The 21,402-nt window shown below is 30.5% G+C and carries 26 protein-coding genes; 22 read left to right on the plus strand and 4 right to left on the minus strand.

What is annotated here, in order from left to right; all coding sequences use genetic code 11:
- Positions 1-328 precede the first annotated feature (328 nt).
- The 12 genes from OLM57_RS16750 (at position 329) to OLM57_RS16805 (ending at position 10,288) form a co-directional block, all read left to right on the plus strand.
- A complete protein-coding gene (locus OLM57_RS16750) occupies positions 329-904 on the plus strand; it encodes a hypothetical protein (RefSeq protein WP_264564835.1) in 576 nt (191 codons plus the stop codon).
- A gap of 1,337 nt (positions 905-2,241) precedes the next feature.
- Positions 2,242-2,508 carry a hypothetical protein gene (locus OLM57_RS16755; RefSeq protein WP_264564836.1) on the plus strand — a complete coding sequence of 89 codons (267 nt, stop codon included), beginning with the start codon at positions 2,242-2,244 and terminating at the stop codon, positions 2,506-2,508.
- An 11-nt stretch (positions 2,509-2,519) separates the two neighbouring features.
- Complete coding sequence (locus OLM57_RS16760; RefSeq protein WP_319800278.1) at positions 2,520-2,906, plus strand: DUF6624 domain-containing protein; 387 nt, start codon at positions 2,520-2,522, stop codon at positions 2,904-2,906.
- A gap of 150 nt (positions 2,907-3,056) precedes the next feature.
- Entirely contained in the window at positions 3,057-3,686 is a 630-nt protein-coding gene (locus OLM57_RS16765) for a hypothetical protein (RefSeq protein WP_264564838.1), read from the plus strand.
- 183 nt (positions 3,687-3,869) lie between these two features.
- Positions 3,870-4,379, plus strand: coding sequence for a DUF2314 domain-containing protein (locus OLM57_RS16770; protein WP_264564839.1), 510 nt, complete (start codon positions 3,870-3,872; stop codon positions 4,377-4,379).
- A 182-nt stretch (positions 4,380-4,561) separates the two neighbouring features.
- On the plus strand, positions 4,562-5,032 hold the full coding sequence (locus OLM57_RS16775) for a hypothetical protein (RefSeq protein WP_264564840.1): 471 nt from the start codon (positions 4,562-4,564) through the stop codon (positions 5,030-5,032).
- A 26-nt stretch (positions 5,033-5,058) separates the two neighbouring features.
- Positions 5,059-5,421, plus strand: a complete 363-nt coding sequence (locus tag OLM57_RS16780; RefSeq protein ID WP_264564841.1) for a hypothetical protein — start codon at positions 5,059-5,061, stop codon at positions 5,419-5,421.
- Positions 5,422-5,593: 172 nt separating this feature from the next.
- Complete coding sequence (locus OLM57_RS16785) at positions 5,594-7,105, plus strand: WG repeat-containing protein (protein ID WP_264564823.1); 1,512 nt, start codon at positions 5,594-5,596, stop codon at positions 7,103-7,105.
- Between the two features lie 159 nt (positions 7,106-7,264).
- Positions 7,265-7,828 carry a hypothetical protein gene (locus OLM57_RS16790; RefSeq protein WP_264564825.1) on the plus strand — a complete coding sequence of 188 codons (564 nt, stop codon included), beginning with the start codon at positions 7,265-7,267 and terminating at the stop codon, positions 7,826-7,828.
- Positions 7,829-8,056: 228 nt separating this feature from the next.
- Entirely contained in the window at positions 8,057-8,623 is a 567-nt protein-coding gene (locus OLM57_RS16795; RefSeq protein ID WP_264564822.1) for an RDD family protein, read from the plus strand.
- A gap of 181 nt (positions 8,624-8,804) precedes the next feature.
- Positions 8,805-9,488 (plus strand): tetratricopeptide repeat protein, encoded by a 684-nt coding sequence (locus OLM57_RS16800; protein WP_264564842.1) that lies wholly within the window; start codon positions 8,805-8,807, stop codon positions 9,486-9,488.
- Between the two features lie 206 nt (positions 9,489-9,694).
- Positions 9,695-10,288 carry a hypothetical protein gene (locus OLM57_RS16805; protein ID WP_264564843.1) on the plus strand — a complete coding sequence of 198 codons (594 nt, stop codon included), beginning with the start codon at positions 9,695-9,697 and terminating at the stop codon, positions 10,286-10,288.
- Between the two features lie 793 nt (positions 10,289-11,081).
- Here OLM57_RS16805 and OLM57_RS16810 read toward each other — a convergent pair.
- The gene (locus OLM57_RS16810) at positions 11,082-11,624 is read right to left on the minus strand and encodes a phosphohydrolase (protein WP_264564844.1); all 543 of its coding nucleotides are present in this window, start codon (positions 11,622-11,624) and stop codon (positions 11,082-11,084) included.
- Between the two features lie 163 nt (positions 11,625-11,787).
- On the opposite strand from OLM57_RS16810, the gene OLM57_RS16815 reads away from it, so the two are divergent.
- Positions 11,788-12,453 (plus strand): hypothetical protein, encoded by a 666-nt coding sequence (locus OLM57_RS16815; RefSeq protein ID WP_264564845.1) that lies wholly within the window; start codon positions 11,788-11,790, stop codon positions 12,451-12,453.
- Between the two features lie 281 nt (positions 12,454-12,734).
- Here OLM57_RS16815 and OLM57_RS16820 read toward each other — a convergent pair whose 3' ends face one another.
- Positions 12,735-13,736, minus strand: a complete 1,002-nt coding sequence (locus OLM57_RS16820) for an IS110 family transposase (RefSeq protein ID WP_264563942.1) — start codon at positions 13,734-13,736, stop codon at positions 12,735-12,737.
- 292 nt (positions 13,737-14,028) lie between these two features.
- Between OLM57_RS16820 and OLM57_RS16825 the strand changes: the two genes are divergently transcribed.
- The 6 genes from OLM57_RS16825 to OLM57_RS16850 all read left to right on the plus strand — a co-directional run bounded on the left by OLM57_RS16825 (position 14,029) and on the right by OLM57_RS16850 (position 16,801).
- Positions 14,029-14,484 carry a GNAT family N-acetyltransferase gene (locus OLM57_RS16825; RefSeq protein ID WP_264564846.1) on the plus strand — a complete coding sequence of 152 codons (456 nt, stop codon included), beginning with the start codon at positions 14,029-14,031 and terminating at the stop codon, positions 14,482-14,484.
- Positions 14,485-14,709: 225 nt separating this feature from the next.
- Complete coding sequence (locus tag OLM57_RS16830; protein ID WP_264564847.1) at positions 14,710-15,120, plus strand: helix-turn-helix domain-containing protein; 411 nt, start codon at positions 14,710-14,712, stop codon at positions 15,118-15,120.
- Positions 15,121-15,215: 95 nt separating this feature from the next.
- Entirely contained in the window at positions 15,216-15,575 is a 360-nt protein-coding gene (locus OLM57_RS16835; protein WP_264564848.1) for a hypothetical protein, read from the plus strand.
- Entirely contained in the window at positions 15,545-15,955 is a 411-nt protein-coding gene (locus OLM57_RS16840) for an integrase core domain-containing protein (protein ID WP_264564849.1), read from the plus strand. Before OLM57_RS16835 ends, OLM57_RS16840 begins: the two co-directional genes overlap by 31 nt.
- A 209-nt stretch (positions 15,956-16,164) precedes the next feature.
- Entirely contained in the window at positions 16,165-16,512 is a 348-nt protein-coding gene (locus OLM57_RS16845) for a type II toxin-antitoxin system RelE/ParE family toxin (RefSeq protein WP_264564850.1), read from the plus strand.
- Positions 16,502-16,801 (plus strand): helix-turn-helix domain-containing protein, encoded by a 300-nt coding sequence (locus OLM57_RS16850; protein WP_264564851.1) that lies wholly within the window; start codon positions 16,502-16,504, stop codon positions 16,799-16,801. Before OLM57_RS16845 ends, OLM57_RS16850 begins: the two co-directional genes overlap by 11 nt.
- A 281-nt stretch (positions 16,802-17,082) precedes the next feature.
- On the opposite strand, the gene OLM57_RS16855 is transcribed toward OLM57_RS16850, so the two are convergent.
- The gene (locus OLM57_RS16855; protein WP_264564852.1) at positions 17,083-18,084 is read right to left on the minus strand and encodes an IS110 family transposase; all 1,002 of its coding nucleotides are present in this window, start codon (positions 18,082-18,084) and stop codon (positions 17,083-17,085) included.
- A 313-nt stretch (positions 18,085-18,397) separates the two neighbouring features.
- On the opposite strand from OLM57_RS16855, the gene OLM57_RS16860 reads away from it, so the two are divergent.
- Entirely contained in the window at positions 18,398-18,643 is a 246-nt protein-coding gene (locus OLM57_RS16860) for a type II toxin-antitoxin system ParD family antitoxin (RefSeq protein WP_100433598.1), read from the plus strand.
- On the plus strand, positions 18,643-18,942 hold the full coding sequence (locus tag OLM57_RS16865; RefSeq protein WP_264564853.1) for a type II toxin-antitoxin system RelE/ParE family toxin: 300 nt from the start codon (positions 18,643-18,645) through the stop codon (positions 18,940-18,942). Before OLM57_RS16860 ends, OLM57_RS16865 begins: the two co-directional genes overlap by 1 nt.
- Positions 18,943-19,226: 284 nt before the next feature.
- Here OLM57_RS16865 and OLM57_RS16870 read toward each other — a convergent pair whose 3' ends face one another.
- On the minus strand, positions 19,227-20,228 hold the full coding sequence (locus OLM57_RS16870) for an IS110 family transposase (protein ID WP_264563942.1): 1,002 nt from the start codon (positions 20,226-20,228) through the stop codon (positions 19,227-19,229).
- Positions 20,229-20,605: 377 nt separating this feature from the next.
- Here OLM57_RS16870 and OLM57_RS16875 point away from each other — a divergent pair, with 377 nt between their 5' ends.
- Positions 20,606-21,358: an SDR family NAD(P)-dependent oxidoreductase gene (locus OLM57_RS16875; RefSeq protein WP_264564854.1), complete on the plus strand. Its 753-nt coding sequence runs from the start codon at positions 20,606-20,608 to the stop codon at positions 21,356-21,358.
- Positions 21,359-21,402 lie beyond the last annotated feature (44 nt).

Consider the following 21,402-nt stretch of genomic DNA (forward strand, 5'->3'; position numbering starts at 1 on the left):
AAATAATCGTTTTGGTTTTTAAACTGAAACGAAAAAAGGGAATAAAATTTAGCAAAGATTTGGGCAAGAATTAGGTTTTTAGTCGGCCAAAATTAGGCTGAAAATCAATTAATAATAGGGAATATCAGCTAGAAACAACCCCCGCATAACACTTGCTACTAGTGATTTGGGCAATTGGTTTAAGGGGAAAATGGTTTTGTATTTGGGATGTTTAGGCAAATCCGAAAATAAGGCTTAATTTAGTCCCAAACCACTAGTAGCAAGGGAACGTTGGCGGTAATGTTAGCGTACCAGAGAATTAAAGTAATTATTTATTAAAATCAAATAAATGAATATAGTCGAAAAAGAAGCATTAGAATTTTATAAATATGACTTTTTAAATAGTAGTGAGAATTTAGAAGGCTTAAAATCAGCTTTGGATTCTAAACTTTATAGTTTTAATAGAGATCGAGATAGATTAGATTTTCTGAAAATCATAAGAGATACTTGTTCTGTAGAATTAGAAAATCACAAAAAAGATTGTAACGGATGTGATTACGATAGACAAAGGAATAAGGCAATATTTGTAGTTGAACAAGAAATTGAAAGTATCAATAAATATTATAGTTTTGAACCCAAAAAAGAGGAAGAATTTACTACCGAAGAAGAATCAAAACTGCACAGTAAATTGAATAAAATCCTAAATGATTTAGAAAAGCAAAACTTCGGACAGCAAATTATTTTTGAAGAAATAGAAGAACTTAAAAACCATTTTAATTTAGGAAAAAAGACTTGGTTCCAGCTTGCAAAAGGAAAACTTATTGAACTAACGGTTGATAAAGTAATTGATAAAGTTGTTTGCATTGAAATTTTTGATACTCTAAGTGACGGATTTGAACACGTAAACAAAATCCTAATTAAATAAAAACACTACCGCCAACACACGCTACAAGCGATTTGGGCATTTGGCTTAAGGGGAAAATTGGTTTGTATTTGGAAGTTTTGGCTTATCCGAAAATTAACTCTAATTTAGTCCCAAACCGCGTGTAGCGCGGGAACGTTATGCGGGAGTTGGGCGGAAAAAAAACATTTCAGTTAAAATCACGTTTTTAAAAAGCATATAGTTGCGCTGAAAATCGAAATATAGAAACTTAAAATTGGAGTTTTAGTCTGGAATTTGAAAAGCTTAAACTAGAATTTTGAAGTTTCTAAACTGAATTCTAAATGTAAAACTTGAAATGTAGAAACTTGAAAAGCAAACTTGAGTTTCAGACTTTACAAACTGAATCTGAAAAGCAGAACTAGAAAATTGGAGTTTTAAATTGGATTGCAAAAATTGAAACTTAAATATTGAAGTTTCATCGAAAATAAAAATAAATAATCGTTTTGGTTTTTAAACTGAAACGAAAAAAGGGAATAAAATTTAGCAAAGATTTGGGCAAGAATTAGGTTTTTAGTCGGCCAAAATTAGGCTGAAAATCAATTAATAATAGGGAATATCAGCTAGAAACAACCCCCGCATAACACTTGCTACTAGTGATTTGGGCAATTGGTTTAAGGGGAAAATGGTTTTGTATTTGGGATGTTTAGGCAAATCCGAAAATAAGGCTTAATTTAGTCCCAAACCACTAGTAGCAAGGGAACGTTATGCGGGAGTTGGGCGAAAAAAAAAACATTTCAGTTAAAATCACGTTTTTAAAAAGCATATAGTTGCGCTGAAAATCGAAATATAGAAACTTAAAATTGGAGTTTTAGTCTGGAATTTGAAAAGCTTAAACTAGAATTTTGGAGTTTCTAAACTGAATTCTAAATGTAAAACTTGAAATGTAGAAACTTGAAAAGCAAACTTGAGTTTCAGACTTTACAAACTGAATCTGAAAAGCAGAACTTGAAAATTGGAGTTTTAAATTGGATTGCAAAAATTGAAACTTAAATATTGAAGTTTCATCGAAAATAAAAATAAATAATCGTTTTGGTTTTTAAACTGAAACGAAAAACGGGAATAAAATTTAGCAAAGATTTGGGCAAGAATTAGGTTTTTAGTCGGCCAAAATTAGGCTGAAAATCGATTAATAATTGAGAATATCAGCTAGAAACAACCCCCGCATAACACTTGCTACTAGTGATTTGGGCAATTGGTTTAAGGGGAAAATGGTTTTGTATTTGGGATTTTTAGGCAAATCCGAAAATAAGGCTTAATTTAGTCCCAAACCACTAGTAGCAAGGGAACGTTGTAGGCAATGTTACAAAAAAACGAATTAGATGAAAAAAACATTAATTTTCTTATTTTTAGTTTTTATTGGTTGTAATTCAACCAAGGAAATTTCGAATTCAGAAAAAGAAAATATAACTACCGAATTGGATTACATATTCAATATTGACCAAAAATATGCAGGAGCTCCTTTTGAATACCTATTCAAAAAATATGAGAAAAAAGAAGCATGGAAAATTTTTGAAATAAAAAGAGACAGTGTTGGCCTTGAAAATCAAAAAAAATTAAAAAATTATACTCAGAATATGGATATTTAGGATATGATAAGATTGGAAAAGAATACTCGCGAAAATTTTGGATTACTATCCAACACGCAGACAATGATATTAAGTTCCAACAAAAAATGCTTAAAGAATTAGCAAAAGAAATCGATAAAAATAACGCAGAAAAATCTAATTATGCAATGCTCGAAGACAGAATTGCAATTAACCTAAACCAAAAGCAGAGATTTGGTTCGCAAGTTACTTACAATAAAGTAGGACAAGCAGTTCCAAAAAACGGATTAATTGACTCATTAAATGTTGACAATTTGAGAATTAAATATAATTTACCTCCTTTTAAAGAATATTATAATTCGATGACAACTGATCATTTTGAAATGAACAAAGATTATTTTTTAAAGCAAGGAATGAAAGAACCAAAACTATATGAATAAAAACACTGCCTACAACACACGCTACAAGCAATTTGGGCATTTGGCTTAATGGAAAAATTGGTTTGTATTTGGAAGATTTGGCAAATCCGAAAGATGACGCTTAATTTAATCCCAAACTGCTTGTAGCGCGGGGACGTTGGCAGACATATTATGAAAAAACTTCAAAAAATAACATTTATCTTAATAATTCTTCTTTTTGCGAGTTGTAAAAAGAATGAGGCTAATATTGAATTTGACAAGGATATTGAATTTAACAGAAAAGTATTAGCTGAAATTTTGCCAAGCATAGTTGACTCAACTTGTGTTGATGCAAGAATTTTTTCAAACCCTCCACCTAGATATGGAAAATCAATATTTGACAAAGAAGGTCACTATGTTAAAACTGATTCGACGAAAGCAACTCCAGAAGAAATTAAAAATTTTAAAGAATGGAAACAACAAATTTCTGATGCCGAAAAAGACACTTCTAAAATAATTATTGCTTTTGATCCAAATTTACCTTATTTTATTGATTTTAAAGACATTAAATTGAATGGTAAATTCAAGCTAAAAAATATAAATGAATTTGACAAAGAAAATATTTTTGAAAGAAAATATAAATTTAACTTTTCAGGAATATTAAGAGTTTCAGAAATAAAATTTGACAAAAAACTTGAAAGCGGAATTCTTGATGTTGGATTTACTTGTGGTAGATTATGTGGTTATGGAAATAAAGTTTTTATTAAGAAAGTAAAGAATAAATGGAAAATAATTAAAATGGAAGAAACTTGGATTTCATAAAAATACGCCTGCCAACACACGCTACAAGCAATTTGGGGATTAGGCTTAATGGAAAAATTGGTTTGTATTTGGAAGATTTGGTAAATCCGAATAATGGGCTTAATTTAGTCCCAAACTGCTTGTAGCGCGGGAACGTTATGTGCTATTTTCGAGCACCAGAAAACTTAATCTAAAACTTTGTAAATGAAGAAAATATTATCAATAATTATCCTTTTAATCGTCACATTGAGTTGTAATAATATTCAAAAAGGAAAAGTAGAAAGAGAAAACGAACCTGACATTATTGGAGTTGAAAGTGATGATTCAGAAATGAATTTTGCTACAGAAAAAGCGAAACTGAATATTGAAAATTTTGATTCAGCATTAAAAAGCAATAATCCGAAATTTATAAATTTTTCTGTAAAAAAGCCGTATAAAACTGAAAGTGGAAATGAACATATTTGGATAACCGATGTTGTTTTGAAAGGAGATAAATATTTAGGTATAATTGGGAATACCCCCGAATACACAAGTGAAATAAAATTAGGAGATACGGTTTTAATAGAGAAAAGCGAAATTTCAGATTGGATGTATATTGAAGAAAATAAATTAAGAGGAGGATATACAATTCGAGCATTGAGAAATAAAATGTCGGAATCTGAAAAGAAACAATTTGACAATGAAAACGGAATGATAATAGAAGACGAAAAATAAAAACAGCACATAACAGCCGTTTGGCGTGATTGGGGTTTTAGGCTGAATTTAAAGATGGTGTTGTATTTGATAAATTTGTGTTCAACCGAAAAATCTCGCATCTTTATTCCCCAACCACGCCAAGCGCCAGGACGTTAGTGGCTATTTTGACGAAATCACTTATAAATCATAAACATTAATTCATGACTAACGAGGAAAAAATTGGAGATTTGATGAATAAATTTAATAATCTGGAAATTTTTGTTAATCATACAATTGGATTATATTTCAGTCCAGCCAAACATGAAACTGAATTTTACAATATTTTATTAAATGGTACTGTCGTTGGATTTGGGCAGAAGATGAAAATCTTAGCCAATATGGAAAACATCGAAAACAAACTACTTTCAATGTTAACGGATCTTATGAGTATCAGAAATGCTGTTGCTCATAATAATCCATACATGAAGAGTCTCGATAGTGAAAGAAACTTTGATGCTCCAATATTTCAACCTGTTCCTAAAAAGTATTTTATCAAACACATAAATGTCATGAATTCTTCAGGGAAAATTAAAACAAAAGACTTTGAAGAAGAATACGATAAATTCAATAATCTATTAGATGAAGTAATTCCAACATTACAGAAATTTAATTTGGCTTTAGCTACAAATTAATAAAACAGCCACTAAAAGCTATTAAAATGACAGAAAACATATTTAACGATTGGTTAGACCAGATTCTAAAAACAGAAAAACCAAATGAAGACATTCAAGCATATTATTTTGGGATTCTCGAAACAATGGATGGTTATGAAACTTACTTAGTAGGCTCAAAAGAATTTGATGAAGAAGACGAAGATTGGGCTTGTAATACGGATTTTGAACCGAAAAATAAATATTTAACACTAGGACAAAATGGAGTTGGTTGGGAATTGATTCTTGCCGACGTTAAAAAAAATATTGAAAACTATATACAGTCGCCAAACTTTAAAAATAGCTTTCTTGAAAAAGCAAAAGCAATCGCAACAGGATTTGATGGTGGAGATTTATTCATACTAAAGTAACAGCCACTAACACACGCTACAAGCAATTTGGGTAATTGGCTTAATTTGAAATTAGTCTTGTATTTGGAAGATTTGGCAAATCCGAAAATAGAGCTTAATTTAGTCCCAAACTACTTGTAGCGCGGGAACGTTGGCGGTAATAATCCCTCGAAATCGCGAAAAATAAGAATTTATGAAAATGTTAAAACTCTTTTTTTTACTATTTCCTTTAATCGCAATGAGTCAAAAAAAATTTGACTACATAAGAGAAAAGTTAGAACAAAATCACAAATATGAATATGTTTATAATTTTGAAAATAATTATGCTGTCTTCAGAACTTTCGACAATAAAATGGGAGTTATTGATAGCACCGAAAAAATAGTTATCAGACCTGTGTTTTCATTTATTTATAACAAAAAAGAACTCCAAAACCTATTCGAAGTTGGAAACGAAATAAATAACAAATTCAAGCGGGGATTTATCGATTTAAAAGGTAATGTTAAAATCCCAATTATATACGACGATGTTTTTTACATTGAAAAAGGTTTAATCAGAGTTTCAAAAGACAATAAATTCGGAGTTATAGATACTTTAAATAATATTATTTTACCAACTAAATTTGACTACATATCAACAGATAATAATTTAATCATTGCCGAAATTAAAGGACTAAATAATCTTTATGATTATCAAGGAAAACAAATAAGCAATTTGCAATTTACAGAGATTTCAAATTTCAGTAATAATAAAGCAATTATCGCCTTTCAGAATAAGTCAAATTCAATTATTGATAATCTTGGAAATATTGTTTTAAAACCTATTAAAGATTATTATTTCGAAAGAGTTTTAAATAATGATTTATATTTAATTAAAAATAATCAAAATGCTAAAGTTGGCGTAATGAATTCAAAAGGAGAATTTATTATTGAATGTAAATATGATGAAATAAAACAAGTAAAGTCTTTCTTTATTGCTAAAAGCAATAATAAAAAAGGATTTATTTCATTAACAGATTCTATAATAAAACCTTTTGTTTACGATGAAATTTATTTCAGCTATTTTGATGATGCAGTTTCTTTTGGAGACAACAATCTTGGAGATAATTACATTGTCCAAAAAGACAAATTATATGGCGTAATTAATCCTAACATTGAAAATGATATAATTCCATTGCGTTATAAAAATATTAGAACTTTATTTGATAAGTATTTTATAGTTCAGAATACTAAAAATGAAAATGGTTTGTTTTTTGAAAACGGTGAAAAAGTTCTAAATGAAGAATATATATTTTTTAATGTATTTGAAAAGAGAATCTTTGCATCTAGAAACAACAAACACTTTTTGGTTCACTTAAAAGAAACAAAATATACTGAAAACGAAGCATTTGTAGATGAGTTTGTAAAATTTAAAGATGAACAAGAATTTCCAAAAAATGCAAATCAAATATTTAAATCAAAAGGAAAATTTGGAGTTATAAATTATGAAAACAACATAATTATTCCTTGCGAATATGAATTAATAGAAAACATTTATCTTTCAAAAGAATTTATTGTTAAGAAAAACAACAAATTTGGAATAGTCAATTCAGAAAATAAAATTGTTGTAGACATTGGATATGATGAATTCAAAAAGTTAAAAGAATCTATATTATTTACAAAAGAGAATAAAAAAATTAAAAAGTATCACGAGATAACATACAAATAATTACTACCGCCAACACACGCTACAAGCAATTTGGGGATTAGGATTAATGGAAAATGGTTTTGTATTTGGAAGATTTGGCAAATCCGAAAATTGGGCTTAATTTAGTCCCAAACTGCTTGTAGCGCGGGAACGTTATAGGTAACCGTAAAAACGAAAACAATGATATTAACACAAGAACATTTGGACTTTGAAAAATTCAGCCGACACCTCCTTGGGCTGACAATTATTAAAGTTGAATATTCTGAAATTAATTACGAGCCGACAAACCCTAGACCAAACTATCCGACAAAATACAAAAACCTTGACTCAGTTGACTTCTCAATCTTTCTTCATACCGACAGTGAAAAATTGGTTGAGATTTATTGGGATGACAAATTTTTTCAATTTGGTATTGGCATTAAAATAAACGAGCAATCTGATTTTTCTGGAAATATAAAATGGAATGTTTCGCCGAACGACCTTTGGAAAAAATTTATTGGAACAAAAATTACAAACATAAATATTACTTGGGAAACAGTTACAACAACAGAAGAAAAGACACAGAAGACTAAGAAATTTATATATCCGCAAGACATAAAAATTACTTTTTCAAATGACAAGAATTTGTTTGTAAGTGTAGCTGGTTTTTTAGACCAAAACGACGAAGAAGTTTATGGGATGCTTGACAATTTAACCGTGACGGACAACGAAGAATTGGCAAAACAAGTAAAAATGATAAATTGAGTATCTAAACGGCCAAAACGGCTACCTATAACACACGCTACAAGCAATTTGGGTATTAGGCATAATGGAAAAATTGGTTTGTATTTGGAAGATTTGGCAAATCCGAATAATGGGCTTAATTTAGTCCCAAACTGCTTGTAGCGCGGGGACGTTACCAGCTATATTCTCTAAAAAACGAAAGATAAATGAATACCAATTTACAGAATGGAAAATAATTTTACGAAAATAATGTCAAATAGAACTGACGAAGAATTAATCAAAATTGTAACAGTTGATAGTGGGAAATATCAAGAATTAGCACTTGAAACTGCAAAAAAAGAAATTGAACTGCGAAATATTGACCAAGATCGATTCAAAGAAGTTGCTGAAAAAGTGGAAGTAGAAAAACAGAAACTTGAAAAAGTAGAGAATAAAACTGTACACTCAAAAATTAGATTTCTGAACTTCTTAATTGACTTCATTTTAATTTTTATACTTTATAACTTAATTATTCCAAATCTTGAAACTTTATTGCCACTAACAAATCAAATTTCAAGAGCAATATACAGATTGACTTCATTCATAATTTTTGTCACAACTTATTATATATTTTTTGAACATAAATATCAAAAAACAATAGGAAAAATTATAACGAAAACAAAAGTTGTAAATCTAGAAGGCGAAAAAGCAGAACTTGGAGATATAATAAGTCGAACATTTTGCAGATTTATTCCTTTTGATAGATTTTCATTCTTTTTTACAAGAAATGGATTTCACGATGCAATATCAAATACGAAAGTGATAAAAGACAACTGAATAAAAAATACAGCTGGTAACACACGCTACAAGCAATTTGGGTATTAGGCTTAATTTGAAATTGGTTTTGTATTTGGAAGATTTGGCAAACCCGAAAATAGAGCTTAATTTAGTCCCAAACTGCTTGTAGCGCGGGAACGTTAGCCGTAATATTAACTCAAAAACGTAAAAAAACGAAAAGATGAAATTAAAAATTACTTTGTCATTATTATTACTGAATTTATTAATTGTTGGTTGCGGTAATTCACAAAACAAAGAAGAAGTTACGTATTACGAACAAAAATTAAACTCCCCTACAAAAAGCGCCGAAGCATTAAAATACTATACGAAAGGATATAATGAATTTCATAGTGAGAATTATGAAGAAGCAATTAAAAACTACAAAAAGGCTATACAGATAGATTCTAATTATACAGATGCAATTGATAATTGTGCATTGTCGTTTCGTAAATTAAATAAATTAGATGATGCTGAATATTATTACAAACTATCATTGAAAAAATTACCAAAAAATGAACTTGCAATGCATAATTTAGGATTAGTTTATATGTTTAAAAATGATTTTAAATCAGCAAAAGAGACATTTAAAAAGCTATTAAAAAACAATCCAAATTACGGAGATGGATTATATAGTTTATCTGAGGTTTATCTAAGAGAAAACAATAATGATTCTGCAATAGTTTATAGTAAAAAGGCTTATGAAGTTTGGAAAGATAATAATCCTGAATTTTCGGCAGACGCTTTATATTACACGGGACTTGGTTATCTTCAAAAAGGAGATAAGAAAAAAGCAATGGAATATTTTTTACTTGCTAATAAACTTGGAAAAAATATTAGTCCTGAAATACAAGCCAAACTAAAATAAAAATACTACGGCTAACACACGCTACAAGCAATTTGGGGATTTGGCTTAATTTGAAATTAGTCTTGTATTTGGAAGATTTGGCAAATCCGAAAATAGGGCTTAATTTAGTCCCAAACTACTTGTAGCGCGGGAACGTTAGCCGTTATTTTATCAGAAAACAGAAAATCAGCAACAGAAAATCAACAACAGAAAACCAAAAAATGAAAATGAATTATTTAATTATTGCCTTATTAATTTGCGGAATTGTATTTATAATTTCTAGTTGCAATAAAAAACCGAAAAGTAATAGCCAAACCGAAAACAAAACTGAACTAAAGAAAGTTGATCCAAATAACAATCCATATAATGATATGAGAAATATGGCATTTGGAATCACAGAAAAAGAACTTGGAATTGAACTTGAAGAAAATAAAACCAAAATTTACGGTGTAATTATGGATTGGAGTATTGGAAACGGTACTGCAACTTTAGTTTCTTTTATATCTGGAGATGCAAGTTTATATTTAAGTTCTGGTGGAGGAATGATTGGTGGACAATCACACGAAAATATTTCAAAAGCGTCAAAATATTTTATTGAAAAAGCAGAAAATTATATTTCGAAAGGAACAAAAACAGAAATTAATCCTTTACCAAATAATGATGAAGTATTATTCTATTTTTTAACTAACAAAGGAAAATTTGTAGTTAAAGAAAAAATGGAAAATATAGAAAATAATAAATCTGAATTACTAGATTTATTTGAAGAAGGAAACAAAGTTATAAGTGAAATAAGAATTGTAACAGAAAAACAACAAAACTGAAATTAAACCATTTCGTAAAAAAACAACGGCTAACACACGCTACAAGCAATTTGGGTATTAGGCTTAATTTGAAATTGGTTTTGTATTTGGAAGATTTGGCAAATCCGAAGAATGGGCTTAATTTAGTCCCAAACTACTTATAGCGCGGGAACGTTATGGGTAAATTGCGAAGAAAATCAGATTTTAAAAAGGCATTTATGTTGAGAAGATGTAGAAATTCATAAACTTTGAAACTTGAATTTTATGTTTAGAAGCCGAAAAGCAAAACTTGAAATACAGAACTTGAATATTGGAGTTTCTAACCGAATCTGAAATATAGAACTTGAAATTGAAAACTTGAGTTTCGGAGTTTATAAACTGAATCTGAAATACAGAATTTGAAAAGCAAACTTGAATTTCGCCGTTTCTAAACTGAATCTGAAAAGCGAACTTGAATATTGGAGTTTTACTGGAATTTTAATTCTTAAATTGAGATGAAAAAATAAGAATAAAAATTGGTTGAAATTTAGATTCGAACTTGGCTTTTAATTTGTCAATAATTGGATGAAAATCGATAATAAAAAGGAACAAAATTAGCTAGAATTTGGGCAAGAATTAGGTTTTAAGCCTGCCAATAATTGGTTTAAAATCGATTAATAATTAGGAATATCTGCCAGAAACAATCTACCCATAACACACGCTACAAGCAATTTGGGTTTTAGGCTTAATTTGAAATTGGTTTTATATTTGGAAGATTTGGCAAATCCGAATAATGGGCTTAATTTAGTCCCAAACTGCTTGTAGCGCGGGGACGTTACAAGACAGTTTGAGAACTATCACACTCAAAAACATCTTCTAATTTGTGTAAGGCAAACAGGTCAAAAACATTTCTAACTCTATTTTTTGGAAAAAGTTGATTAATAAAGTTTTCATTCTCTTTTTTGTAAACATCAAACATTTTTGAACGTTCTTTTTTTGAATGTTTTACATTTGCAATTCTATCACATAGTTTTACAAAACAAGCATATTCAGTTTCTCTTATTCCTTTATAATATTTTTCATTAGCTCTTTCTTTTCTGTTTTTTCCTTTCTCATTCGATAAAGCATAAACAATCTCAGCTACTTTTAGTCCCGCAACTTCTTTCACATCATTATAAGTCAATCTACAATCTTCAATTGTGTCGTGCATCCAACAAGCAGATAAAATCATTTCTCTATCTTCTTCTGGAATAGAATCAATAAATTCTTTAGCCACATCTACAACCATTGATAAATGATATGAATAAGGATAAACCCCATATTTATGGTTTACATCTTCGTGTGATTTAATAGCAAATTCTTTAATTAAGTTTAGCATAATATTTTGTGTTAAAAAACCGTCTTGTAACAATGCATTGTAGCAATTGTGGTATTTGGCTTGATTGATAAATAGTTTTGTACTTGGTTGGTTAGGTTTTAAATCGATAATTTGGCAGTCCTAACCACAACTGCAACAATGCTTCAACGTTAGCACCAATTTTATGAAACGACAACTAATAATCTACATAGGACTAATATTGACAATGACAAGCTGTTCTATGTTCAATGTTGATTCACGATATAAGCCGAACTCAACAAATGAATATTATTTTCCTTTATTAAGCGCTGAATTTACAAAACGACAAAATGACTGTATAAAGAAAAAGGAATTTCCGTGTAATTTTCCTGAACCAAATGACACTTTAAATAAATTTGTAAACCAATGGTATTCAAAGCATTTAAAAAGTATGAAAGAACCAATACTTTACAAATTACATAATGATGATAAAAAAACAATCAGGTTTACACATTTAGGAACTTGGTCAAATCCTGTTTCATATAGAATAGAAAACAGCAATGGACAAGTAACTTTAACATACTGCAAGACAAAAGGACTTGGTGGTTATGACGCTGGACGGAGAATTAAACACGAACGAAAAATAATAAAATCAGAAACTTGGGATAAGATATTGGAGAAAATTGATAGTGTAAAATTTTGGCGTATAGAAACCCACGACCCAAATATGGCACTTGATGGTGAAGAATGGATTTTAGAAGTGTTGATAGATAGACAGTATCACTTTGTGACACGAAATAGTCCAGAAAATTATGGCGAACAAGAGTATGCTGAATTGTGTAAACTTATGCTGAATACATACAAAGAATAGAAAAACTGGTGCTAACAGCTACTACAACGGATTTGGGCAATTGGCTTAATGGGAAAATGGTTTTGTATTTGGATATTTAGTGATAACCGAAAAATAAATCTTAATTTAGAACCCAAACCCGCTGATTACTATGAAATTACCAAATAAAAATTCATAAAAAAAGCCATCTATTTTTTGCGAATAATTAATAACTTTGGTTTAGAAAAAACAAAAAAGTCTTGCGAAGGGGAAGAGCATTTTTTTCTCTTTCCTTTCAAAAGAAATTTTATTTAATGTTTTTTTTACGCTACTTGTCTTTTTTCAAACATTTTGTTTTCTCTTATGCATGCACATACTCTATGTACAAGTTTGTTCCTAACATTGTTTATGATAAGCATCTTGTTTTTACCTTCTTCCACCTTTCGATTAAAATAATTTTTTAATTCTGGATCACTGGTAATTGCTGACAAGGCACACATATGAAGCTGTTTTTTTAATTTTTTGTTAGCCACATAATGGACTTTTGGTTTTGAGCGAATACTTTTCCCCGAGGTATGTTCAAAAGGTACAACACCTGCATAACAAGCCAGTTGGCGAGGAGTTGTATACATTGTAAATTCGTTTGTAAAACAAATCAAAAACAAAGCCGTTACTTTTCCTATGCCAATAACAGATGTGACAAGAGTGAAAATTCTAGAAATATTTTCATCGTCACTTATTGTTTTGTCCAATTGTTTTTCAATGTTTTTTAGATCCAAATCAATTCCCTTGATGGTGCTTTTCTGTAGTTTTTCAGAGAGTCTGGCTACTTCCAAATCAAAGGCTTTGAGTTCTTTTACATTTCGCAACAAAGAAGCTTTTGTTGCAACTAATTTTTCCCGCAGGGACAAAAGATTTCTCATTTTGTTGATTTCCATTCTGGGAGCATTAAAAATAACTGCTTCCTCCACATTTTTCATGGCATAAAAAGCAATTCTTTGGGCATCAACTTTGTCGTTTTTGCCTCTTTGAACCCCAATGCTGCGAATAATTTTCAGTGACATTTCGACCCAAAGTGAGAACTTTTCAATCATTAGACATTTGATTATTAACTTACCGTACATTCCTGTGTGTTCTAAACAAACAAGCGTGTTTTCAAACGTCGAACCTTGTTCCTTGAGCCATTTGCAAAGGGACTTGATTCCTTTGTAATCATTTACAAACTGGCTGTGAATTGATTTTTCTTTATTTCTATCCAAAATTACTACGGCATCAAAATATTCTTTTGACACATCAATACCTAAAAAATGTTTAAATTTACTCATAAGAAAAGATTTTAAGGATTAGCAACCAAATTATTGAACACACTCGTAACCTTGAAAATAGGCCTTAAAACCTGAATTACTATTTGATGCTTGCTCAATATAAACTGACAAAGTCCTAATCAGCGGATAAGTCTAAAAACTTTGTAGTACCAATGGTGTACTTTGTCAGTTTGGTTGTTAATTTAAATTTACGAATAATTTATTATGCAAATCTAAAGGTAGTAGCGGGACGTTAGCGGTCAGGCTAAAACGCGGAAACAAAAAGACAATTATCCCATAATTGACAATTAAAATGACAAACTTAATTACAATAAGAGAATTCGAAACAAAGGACAAAAATGAAGTCATTAATTTAATAAGGTTAAATACACCCGAGTATTTTGCAGTTGACGAAGAAGAAGACTTAAACAAATATTTGGAAATGGAAAGGGAACTTTATTATGTTTTACTATATGACCAAAAAATAGTTGGATGTGGTGGAATTAACTTTGCTGACAACAATACAACAGGAAAAATTAGTTGGGACATACTTCACCCTGAATATCAAGGAAAATCTTTGGGAACAAAACTATTGAAGCACCGAATAGACAAATTAAATTCTATTGACGGAATACAAAAAATTACTGTAAGGACTTCACAAGTCGTATACAAATTCTATGAGAAACAAGGTTTTGAACTATTTGAAATTAAAAAAGATTATTGGGCAGAAGGATTTGATATGTACAATATGGAATATAAACAAAAATGAAAACTATAACGGCAAAAGAAGCCCGAACCGCTAACACACGCTACAAGCAATTTGGGCATTTGGCTTAATGGAAAAATTGGTCTTGTCTTTGGAAGATTTGGCAAATCCGAAAATAGGGCTTAATTTAGTCCCAAACTACTTGTAGCGCGGGAACGTTACCAGCTATATTCAATGATGACAAATCCTGAAATAGGTTGACTAAAAATTAAACACTTTTAGTAAACTATGGAACCCACAAAAAAAGGACACTGTCCAAAAATTGAGTACAAAAAAATCGGTTTTGACTTAAAACTTTCCATCATTGACCAAATTTCAAACGGTCAAATTTCCCTAAATCATGCTTCTAAGTTGCATGGAATTTCTCGGTCTTCAATAACGTATTGGATGAAAAAATTGCGTTCCTTTGAGCAAAACTCCAAAACTATGAGCAAGAATCAAGAACTAAAAAAACTTAAAGAGCGTATCGAAGAATTGGAATTCATTAAAGACTTTCAACAAATGATAATTGCTGATTTTGAAGTAAGTACTAATCTTGATTTTGCAAAAAAGTCATTGCCCGAAGCATTGCTAAAAGAAGTGGAGAAAAAGAAAAAAGACCTTTTAAAATCAAATGGTTCTCCAGGTGCTTCGGAATAAGCTCCCAGGCTTATTACAAACGAATTAACAAACAGAAAATTGAGGATTTAGAGAGTCTAAAAATCAAAAAACTCATTACTCCCATTCGCCAAAAAATGGCTCGATATGGTGCCAAAAAACTATACCTTGATCTGAAAGATGATTTTGAAAAAAATGACATAAAAATGGGTAGAGACAAGTTCATGCATTTTTTAAAATATCATAATTTATTAATACGAAAAACAAAGCTTTATCACATTACAACCGATTCTAAACATGGGTTTTATAAGTCAAAAGACTTACTTGTTAACCTTGAAATAAAACATGCGGAACAGGTCTTTGTAAGTGATATAACTTATATTAAACTTGCCTCTCAGCATGCCTATTTAGCCTTAGTTACGGACGTTTATTCAAAGAAAATTATGGGTTATAAATTGATACAAATATGCGCGTACAACTGGTCAAAGATGCTTTAGAAATGGCTGTTAAAAGCAGACGATACAAGCATGAAAATTTAATCCATCATTCCGATAGAGGGATGCAATATTGTTGTCCAGATTTTGCTGAATTTGCTAAATCTAAGAACATTATTTTAAGTACAACACAAAATTCAAGCCCATATGAAAATGCAGTTGCAGAAAGAATTAATGGAATATTAAAACATGAATTTGGTCTAAATAAAACAATTCCTGACTTAAAAACAGCTCAAAAAATGGTTAAACAAGCAATAGAAATTTATAACAACGAACGTAGACATTGCTCTTTGGGAATGAAAACACCTGAATTTGCACATGTGAATCAAATTCACAAATACAAATCCTATAAGAAGAATAAAATCGCTATTTTAGTTGCGTAGTAATGTTGACAAGTTTGGAAAAAAATCCCCTCAAAGATTTTTTCTAAACTTATCAATATTACGGCTACAATCACCTATTTTTGAAATTATAAAACAACCAAAAATAGTCAACCTATATCAGGACAAGACATCACCACGTTAAAAATCGATCTTTAATAAAAAAGCAAAATAAATGTTGTACTTTTGTGCAACATTTATAATTTTATGGAGTGGAAGAAAAAAGAAAAACTAGAACAATAATATTTTACAAAGATTACTTTGAAGAATTCTTTGTGAAGCAAAGGGAAAAAGTAAGAGCCAAAATAATTTGGACTTTTGACTTGATAGAGGAAGTTGACAAAGTACCTGAAACGTATCTTAAACATATTGAAAGCACGGACGGGCTTTACGAAATTAGAATTCAACAATCGAGCGATATTTTTAGAATATTTTGCTTTTTTGACAAAGGAAAAATTGTGGTCTTAGCAAATGGTTTTCAAAAGAAAACGCAAAAGACACCGAAAAAAGAAATTGAAAAGGCTCTTAAAATAATGGAGGAATATAAAAATGAAAAATAACAACATAAAAACGCTATCAGAGTTTAAGGATAAACACTATGGCAAAGTAGGAACCACAGAACGTGACCAATTAGATTCGGGTTACGAACAGTTTAAACTTGGTGTTTTAATACACGAAGCACGACTTGAAAAAGGAATGACACAAGAACAACTCGCAATAAAATGTGGCACTACTAAGTCATATATTTCAAGAATTGAAAACAATGTAAAAGAGGTGCGTTTATCAACATTGCAAAAAATTGTTGAACTTGGATTGGGTGGACATTTGGAACTTTCAATAAAGCTTTAAAAGCCACAGCCCATAACACACGCTACAAGCAATTTGGGTTTTAGGCTTAATGGAAGGTTGGTTTTGTATTTGGGATGATTTGGCAAATCCGAAAATAGGGCTTAATTTAGTCCCAAACCCGCTGATTACTATGGAATTACCAAATAAAAATTCGTAAAAAAAGCCATTTATTTTTTGCGAATAATTAATAACTTTGGTTTAGGAAAAACAAAAAAATCTTGCGAAGGGGAAGAGCATTTTTTTCTCTTTCCTTTCAAAAGAAATTTTATTTAATGTTTTTTTTACGCTACTTGTCTTTTTTCAAACATTTTGTTTTCTCTTATGCATGCACATACTCTATGTACAAGTTTGTTCCTAACATTGTTTATGATAAGCATCTTGTTTTTAACTTCTTCCACCTTTCGATTAAAATAATTTTTTAATTCAGGATCGCTGGTAATTGCTGACAAGGCACACATATGAAGCTGTTTTTTTAATTTTTTGTTAGCCACATAATGGACTTTTGGTTTTGAGCGAATACTTTTCCCCGAGGTATGTTCAAAAGGTACAACACCTGCATAACAAGCCAGTTGGCGAGGAGTTGTATACATTGTAAATTCGTTTGTAAAACAAATCAAAAACAAAGCCGTTACTTTTCCGATGCCAATAACAGATGAGACAAGAGTGAAAATTCTAGAAATATTTTCATCCTCATTTATTGTTTTGTCCAATTGTTTTTCAATGTTTTTTAGATCCAAATCAATTCCCTTGATGGTGCTTTTCTGTAGTTTTTCAGAGAGTCTGGCTACTTCCAAATCAAAGGCTTTGAGTTCTTTTACATTTCGCAACAAAGAAGCTTTTGTTGCAACTAATTTTTCCCGCAGGGACAAAAGATTTCTCATTTTGTTGATTTCCATTCTGGGAGCATTAAAAATAACTGCTTCCTCCACATTTTTCATGGCATAAAAAGCAATTCTTTGGGCATCAACTTTGTCGTTTTTGCCTCTTTGAACCCCAATGCTGCGAATAATTTTCAGTGACATTTCGACCCAAAGTGAGAACTTTTCAATCATTAGACATTTGATTATTAACTTACCGTACATTCCTGTGTGTTCTAAACAAACAAGTGTGTTTTCAAACGTCGAACCTTGTTCCTTGAGCCATTTGCAAAGGGACTTGATTCCTTTGTAATCATTTACAAACTGGCTGTGAATTGATTTTTCTTTATTTCTATCCAAAATTACTACGGCATCAAAATATTCTTTTGACACATCAACACCTAAAAAATGTTTAAATTTGCTCATAAGAAAAGATTTTAAGGATTAGCAACCAAATTATTGAACACACTCGTAACCTTGATAATAGGCCTTAAAACCTGAATTACTATTTGATACTTGCTCAATATAAACTGACAAAGTCCTAATCAGCGGATAAGTCTAAAAACTTTGTAGTACCAATGGTGTACTTTGTCAGTTTGGTTATTAATTTAAATTTACGAATAATTTATTATGCAAATCTAAAGTTAGTGCCAAGACGTTAGCAGTAACTTTTGCGCAAAAAATCGAAAAAATTTGACTTTAATACCAATTATTGGTATATTTGGTAAAAATAAAAAATATGGCACGGAATACATCAATATTATTAGGAGACTATTTTGAAAACTTTATTAATGAACAAATTTCTACAGGAAAATATAGTTCAGTAAGTGAAGTTGTTAGAACTGCTTTAAGAGTTTTTGAGCAAGAAGAAACTAAAACAAAATCTCTAATCAATGAATTAAAAATTGGTGAAAAGAGTAGTAAAATCAGAAATTTTGACCGCAATAAAAATCTTGAAATGCTAAAAGCTAATTTTCAAAAATAATGCCAGAGTATATAATTAGTGAAAAGGCATTAGAAGATATTAATAACATTTGGATTTATACGGCGGAAAATTGGTCTTTTGAACAAGCAGATCGATATTATAACTTAATCATTGACGAAATTGAATATATCGTCGATAATTTAGATATGGCTCGTGACTTTGGGAAAATTAGAAAATCATATAGATACTCAAAAGTAAAATCACATTTAATTTTCTTTAAAAAAGACAAAGCAAATGAAATTGAAGTCGTTAGAATTTTACACGAAAGAATGGATATTGAAAACCGATTAGCGGAATAAATAAAAAAGCTACTGCTAACACTTGCTACTAGTAATTTGGGCATTTGGCTTAATGGAAAGTTGGTTTTGCATTTGGGATGATTTGGCAAATCCGAAAATAGGGCTTAATTTAGTCCCAAACCCGCTGATTACTATGAAATTACCAAATAAAAATTCATAAAAAAAGCCATCTATTTTTTGCGAATAATTAATAACTTTGGTTTAGAAAAAACAAAAAAGTCTTGCGAAGGGGAAGAGCATTTTTTTCTCTTTCCTTTCAAAAGAAATTTTATTTAATGTTTTTTTTACGCTACTTGTCTTTTTTCAAACATTTTGTTTTCTCTTATGCATGCACATACTCTATGTACAAGTTTGTTCCTAACATTGTTTATGATAAGCATCTTGTTTTTACCTTCTTCCACCTTTCGATTAAAATAATTTTTTAATTCTGGATCACTGGTAATTGCTGACAAGGCACACATATGAAGCTGTTTTTTTAATTTTTTGTTAGCCACATAATGGACTTTTGGTTTTGAGCGAATACTTTTCCCCGAGGTATGTTCAAAAGGTACAACACCTGCATAACAAGCCAGTTGGCGAGGAGTTGTATACATTGTAAATTCGTTTGTAAAACAAATCAAAAACAAAGCCGTTACTTTTCCTATGCCAATAACAGATGTGACAAGAGTGAAAATTCTAGAAATATTTTCATCGTCACTTATTGTTTTGTCCAATTGTTTTTCAATGTTTTTTAGATCCAAATCAATTCCCTTGATGGTGCTTTTCTGTAGTTTTTCAGAGAGTCTGGCTACTTCCAAATCAAAGGCTTTGAGTTCTTTTACATTTCGCAACAAAGAAGCTTTTGTTGCAACTAATTTTTCCCGCAGGGACAAAAGATTTCTCATTTTGTTGATTTCCATTCTGGGAGCATTAAAAATAACTGCTTCCTCCACATTTTTCATGGCATAAAAAGCAATTCTTTGGGCATCAACTTTGTCGTTTTTGCCTCTTTGAACCCCAATGCTGCGAATAATTTTCAGTGACATTTCGACCCAAAGTGAGAACTTTTCAATCATTAGACATTTGATTATTAACTTACCGTACATTCCTGTGTGTTCTAAACAAACAAGCGTGTTTTCAAACGTCGAACCTTGTTCCTTGAGCCATTTGCAAAGGGACTTGATTCCTTTGTAATCATTTACAAACTGGCTGTGAATTGATTTTTCTTTATTTCTATCCAAAATTACTACGGCATCAAAATATTCTTTTGACACATCAATACCTAAAAAATGTTTAAATTTACTCATAAGAAAAGATTTTAAGGATTAGCAACCAAATTATTGAACACACTCGTAACCTTGAAAATAGGCCTTAAAACCTGAATTACTATTTGATGCTTGCTCAATATAAACTGACAAAGTCCTAATCAGCGGATAAGTCTAAAAACTTTGTAGTACCAATGGTGTACTTTGTCAGTTTGGTTGTTAATTTAAATTTACGAATAATTTATTATGCAAATCTAAAGGTAGTACCAAGGGAACGTCGAACTGCCTAAAAATCTAAAACAAATTCTCTGAGAATCGTATATTTAATGTTCTTTTAAAGAACTAGGATTCTAAAACAAAATGTAAAAAAGGACCTTACTAGACATCACGCTTTTTAAAGAAAATATAAAATAGAAAAAATGACAAAAATTACTTTAATAACAGGTGCAACTTCAGGAATAGGAAAAGCTACCGCAATTAAATTAGCCGAAAACGGATATAATTTAATACTGTGCGGACGCCGCGAGGAGAAACTGAAAAAATTGAAAAATGTATTATCAAAGACTATAAAAATTCACAGTTTGATTTTTGATGTTCGCGACAGAAAAGAAGTTGAACTTCAAATTAATTCTTTACCAAATGAATGGAAAAATATTGACGTACTAGTGAATAGTGCCGGTAATGCTCACGGACTCTCTTCTATCCAAAATGGAGAAATTGACGATTGGGACGCGATGATTGACGGAAATGTAAAAGGACTGTTGTATGTTTCAAGAGCAATAATTCCACAAATGGTAGAAAGAAAAAAAGGCCATATCATAAATTTGAGTTCAGTCGCGGGAAAACAAACCTATGCCAACGGTGCCGTTTATTGTGCTTCAAAAAAAGCAGTAGAAGCCATAAGCGAAGGAATGAGACTCGACTTAACCGAACATGGAATCAAAATAACCAATATCGCGCCGGGTGCAGTTGCAACAGAATTTTCGGAAATTAGATTCAAAGGAGATAAAGAAAAAGCTCAAAAAGTGTATGAAGGCTACGACCCATTATTAGCGGAAGATATAGCCGATTTTATATCTTATGCAGTCAATGCTCCCGATAGAGTAACCATTGCAGATGTGACAATATATTCTAAAGCACAATCTGCACCTACGACCATTTATAAAAAATAAAAGTGAATGTATAACTCAATAGTATTTGCACACTACTTCTAAAG

The organism is Flavobacterium sp. N3904 (assembly GCF_025947305.1).
GTDB lineage: Bacteria > Bacteroidota > Bacteroidia > Flavobacteriales > Flavobacteriaceae > Flavobacterium.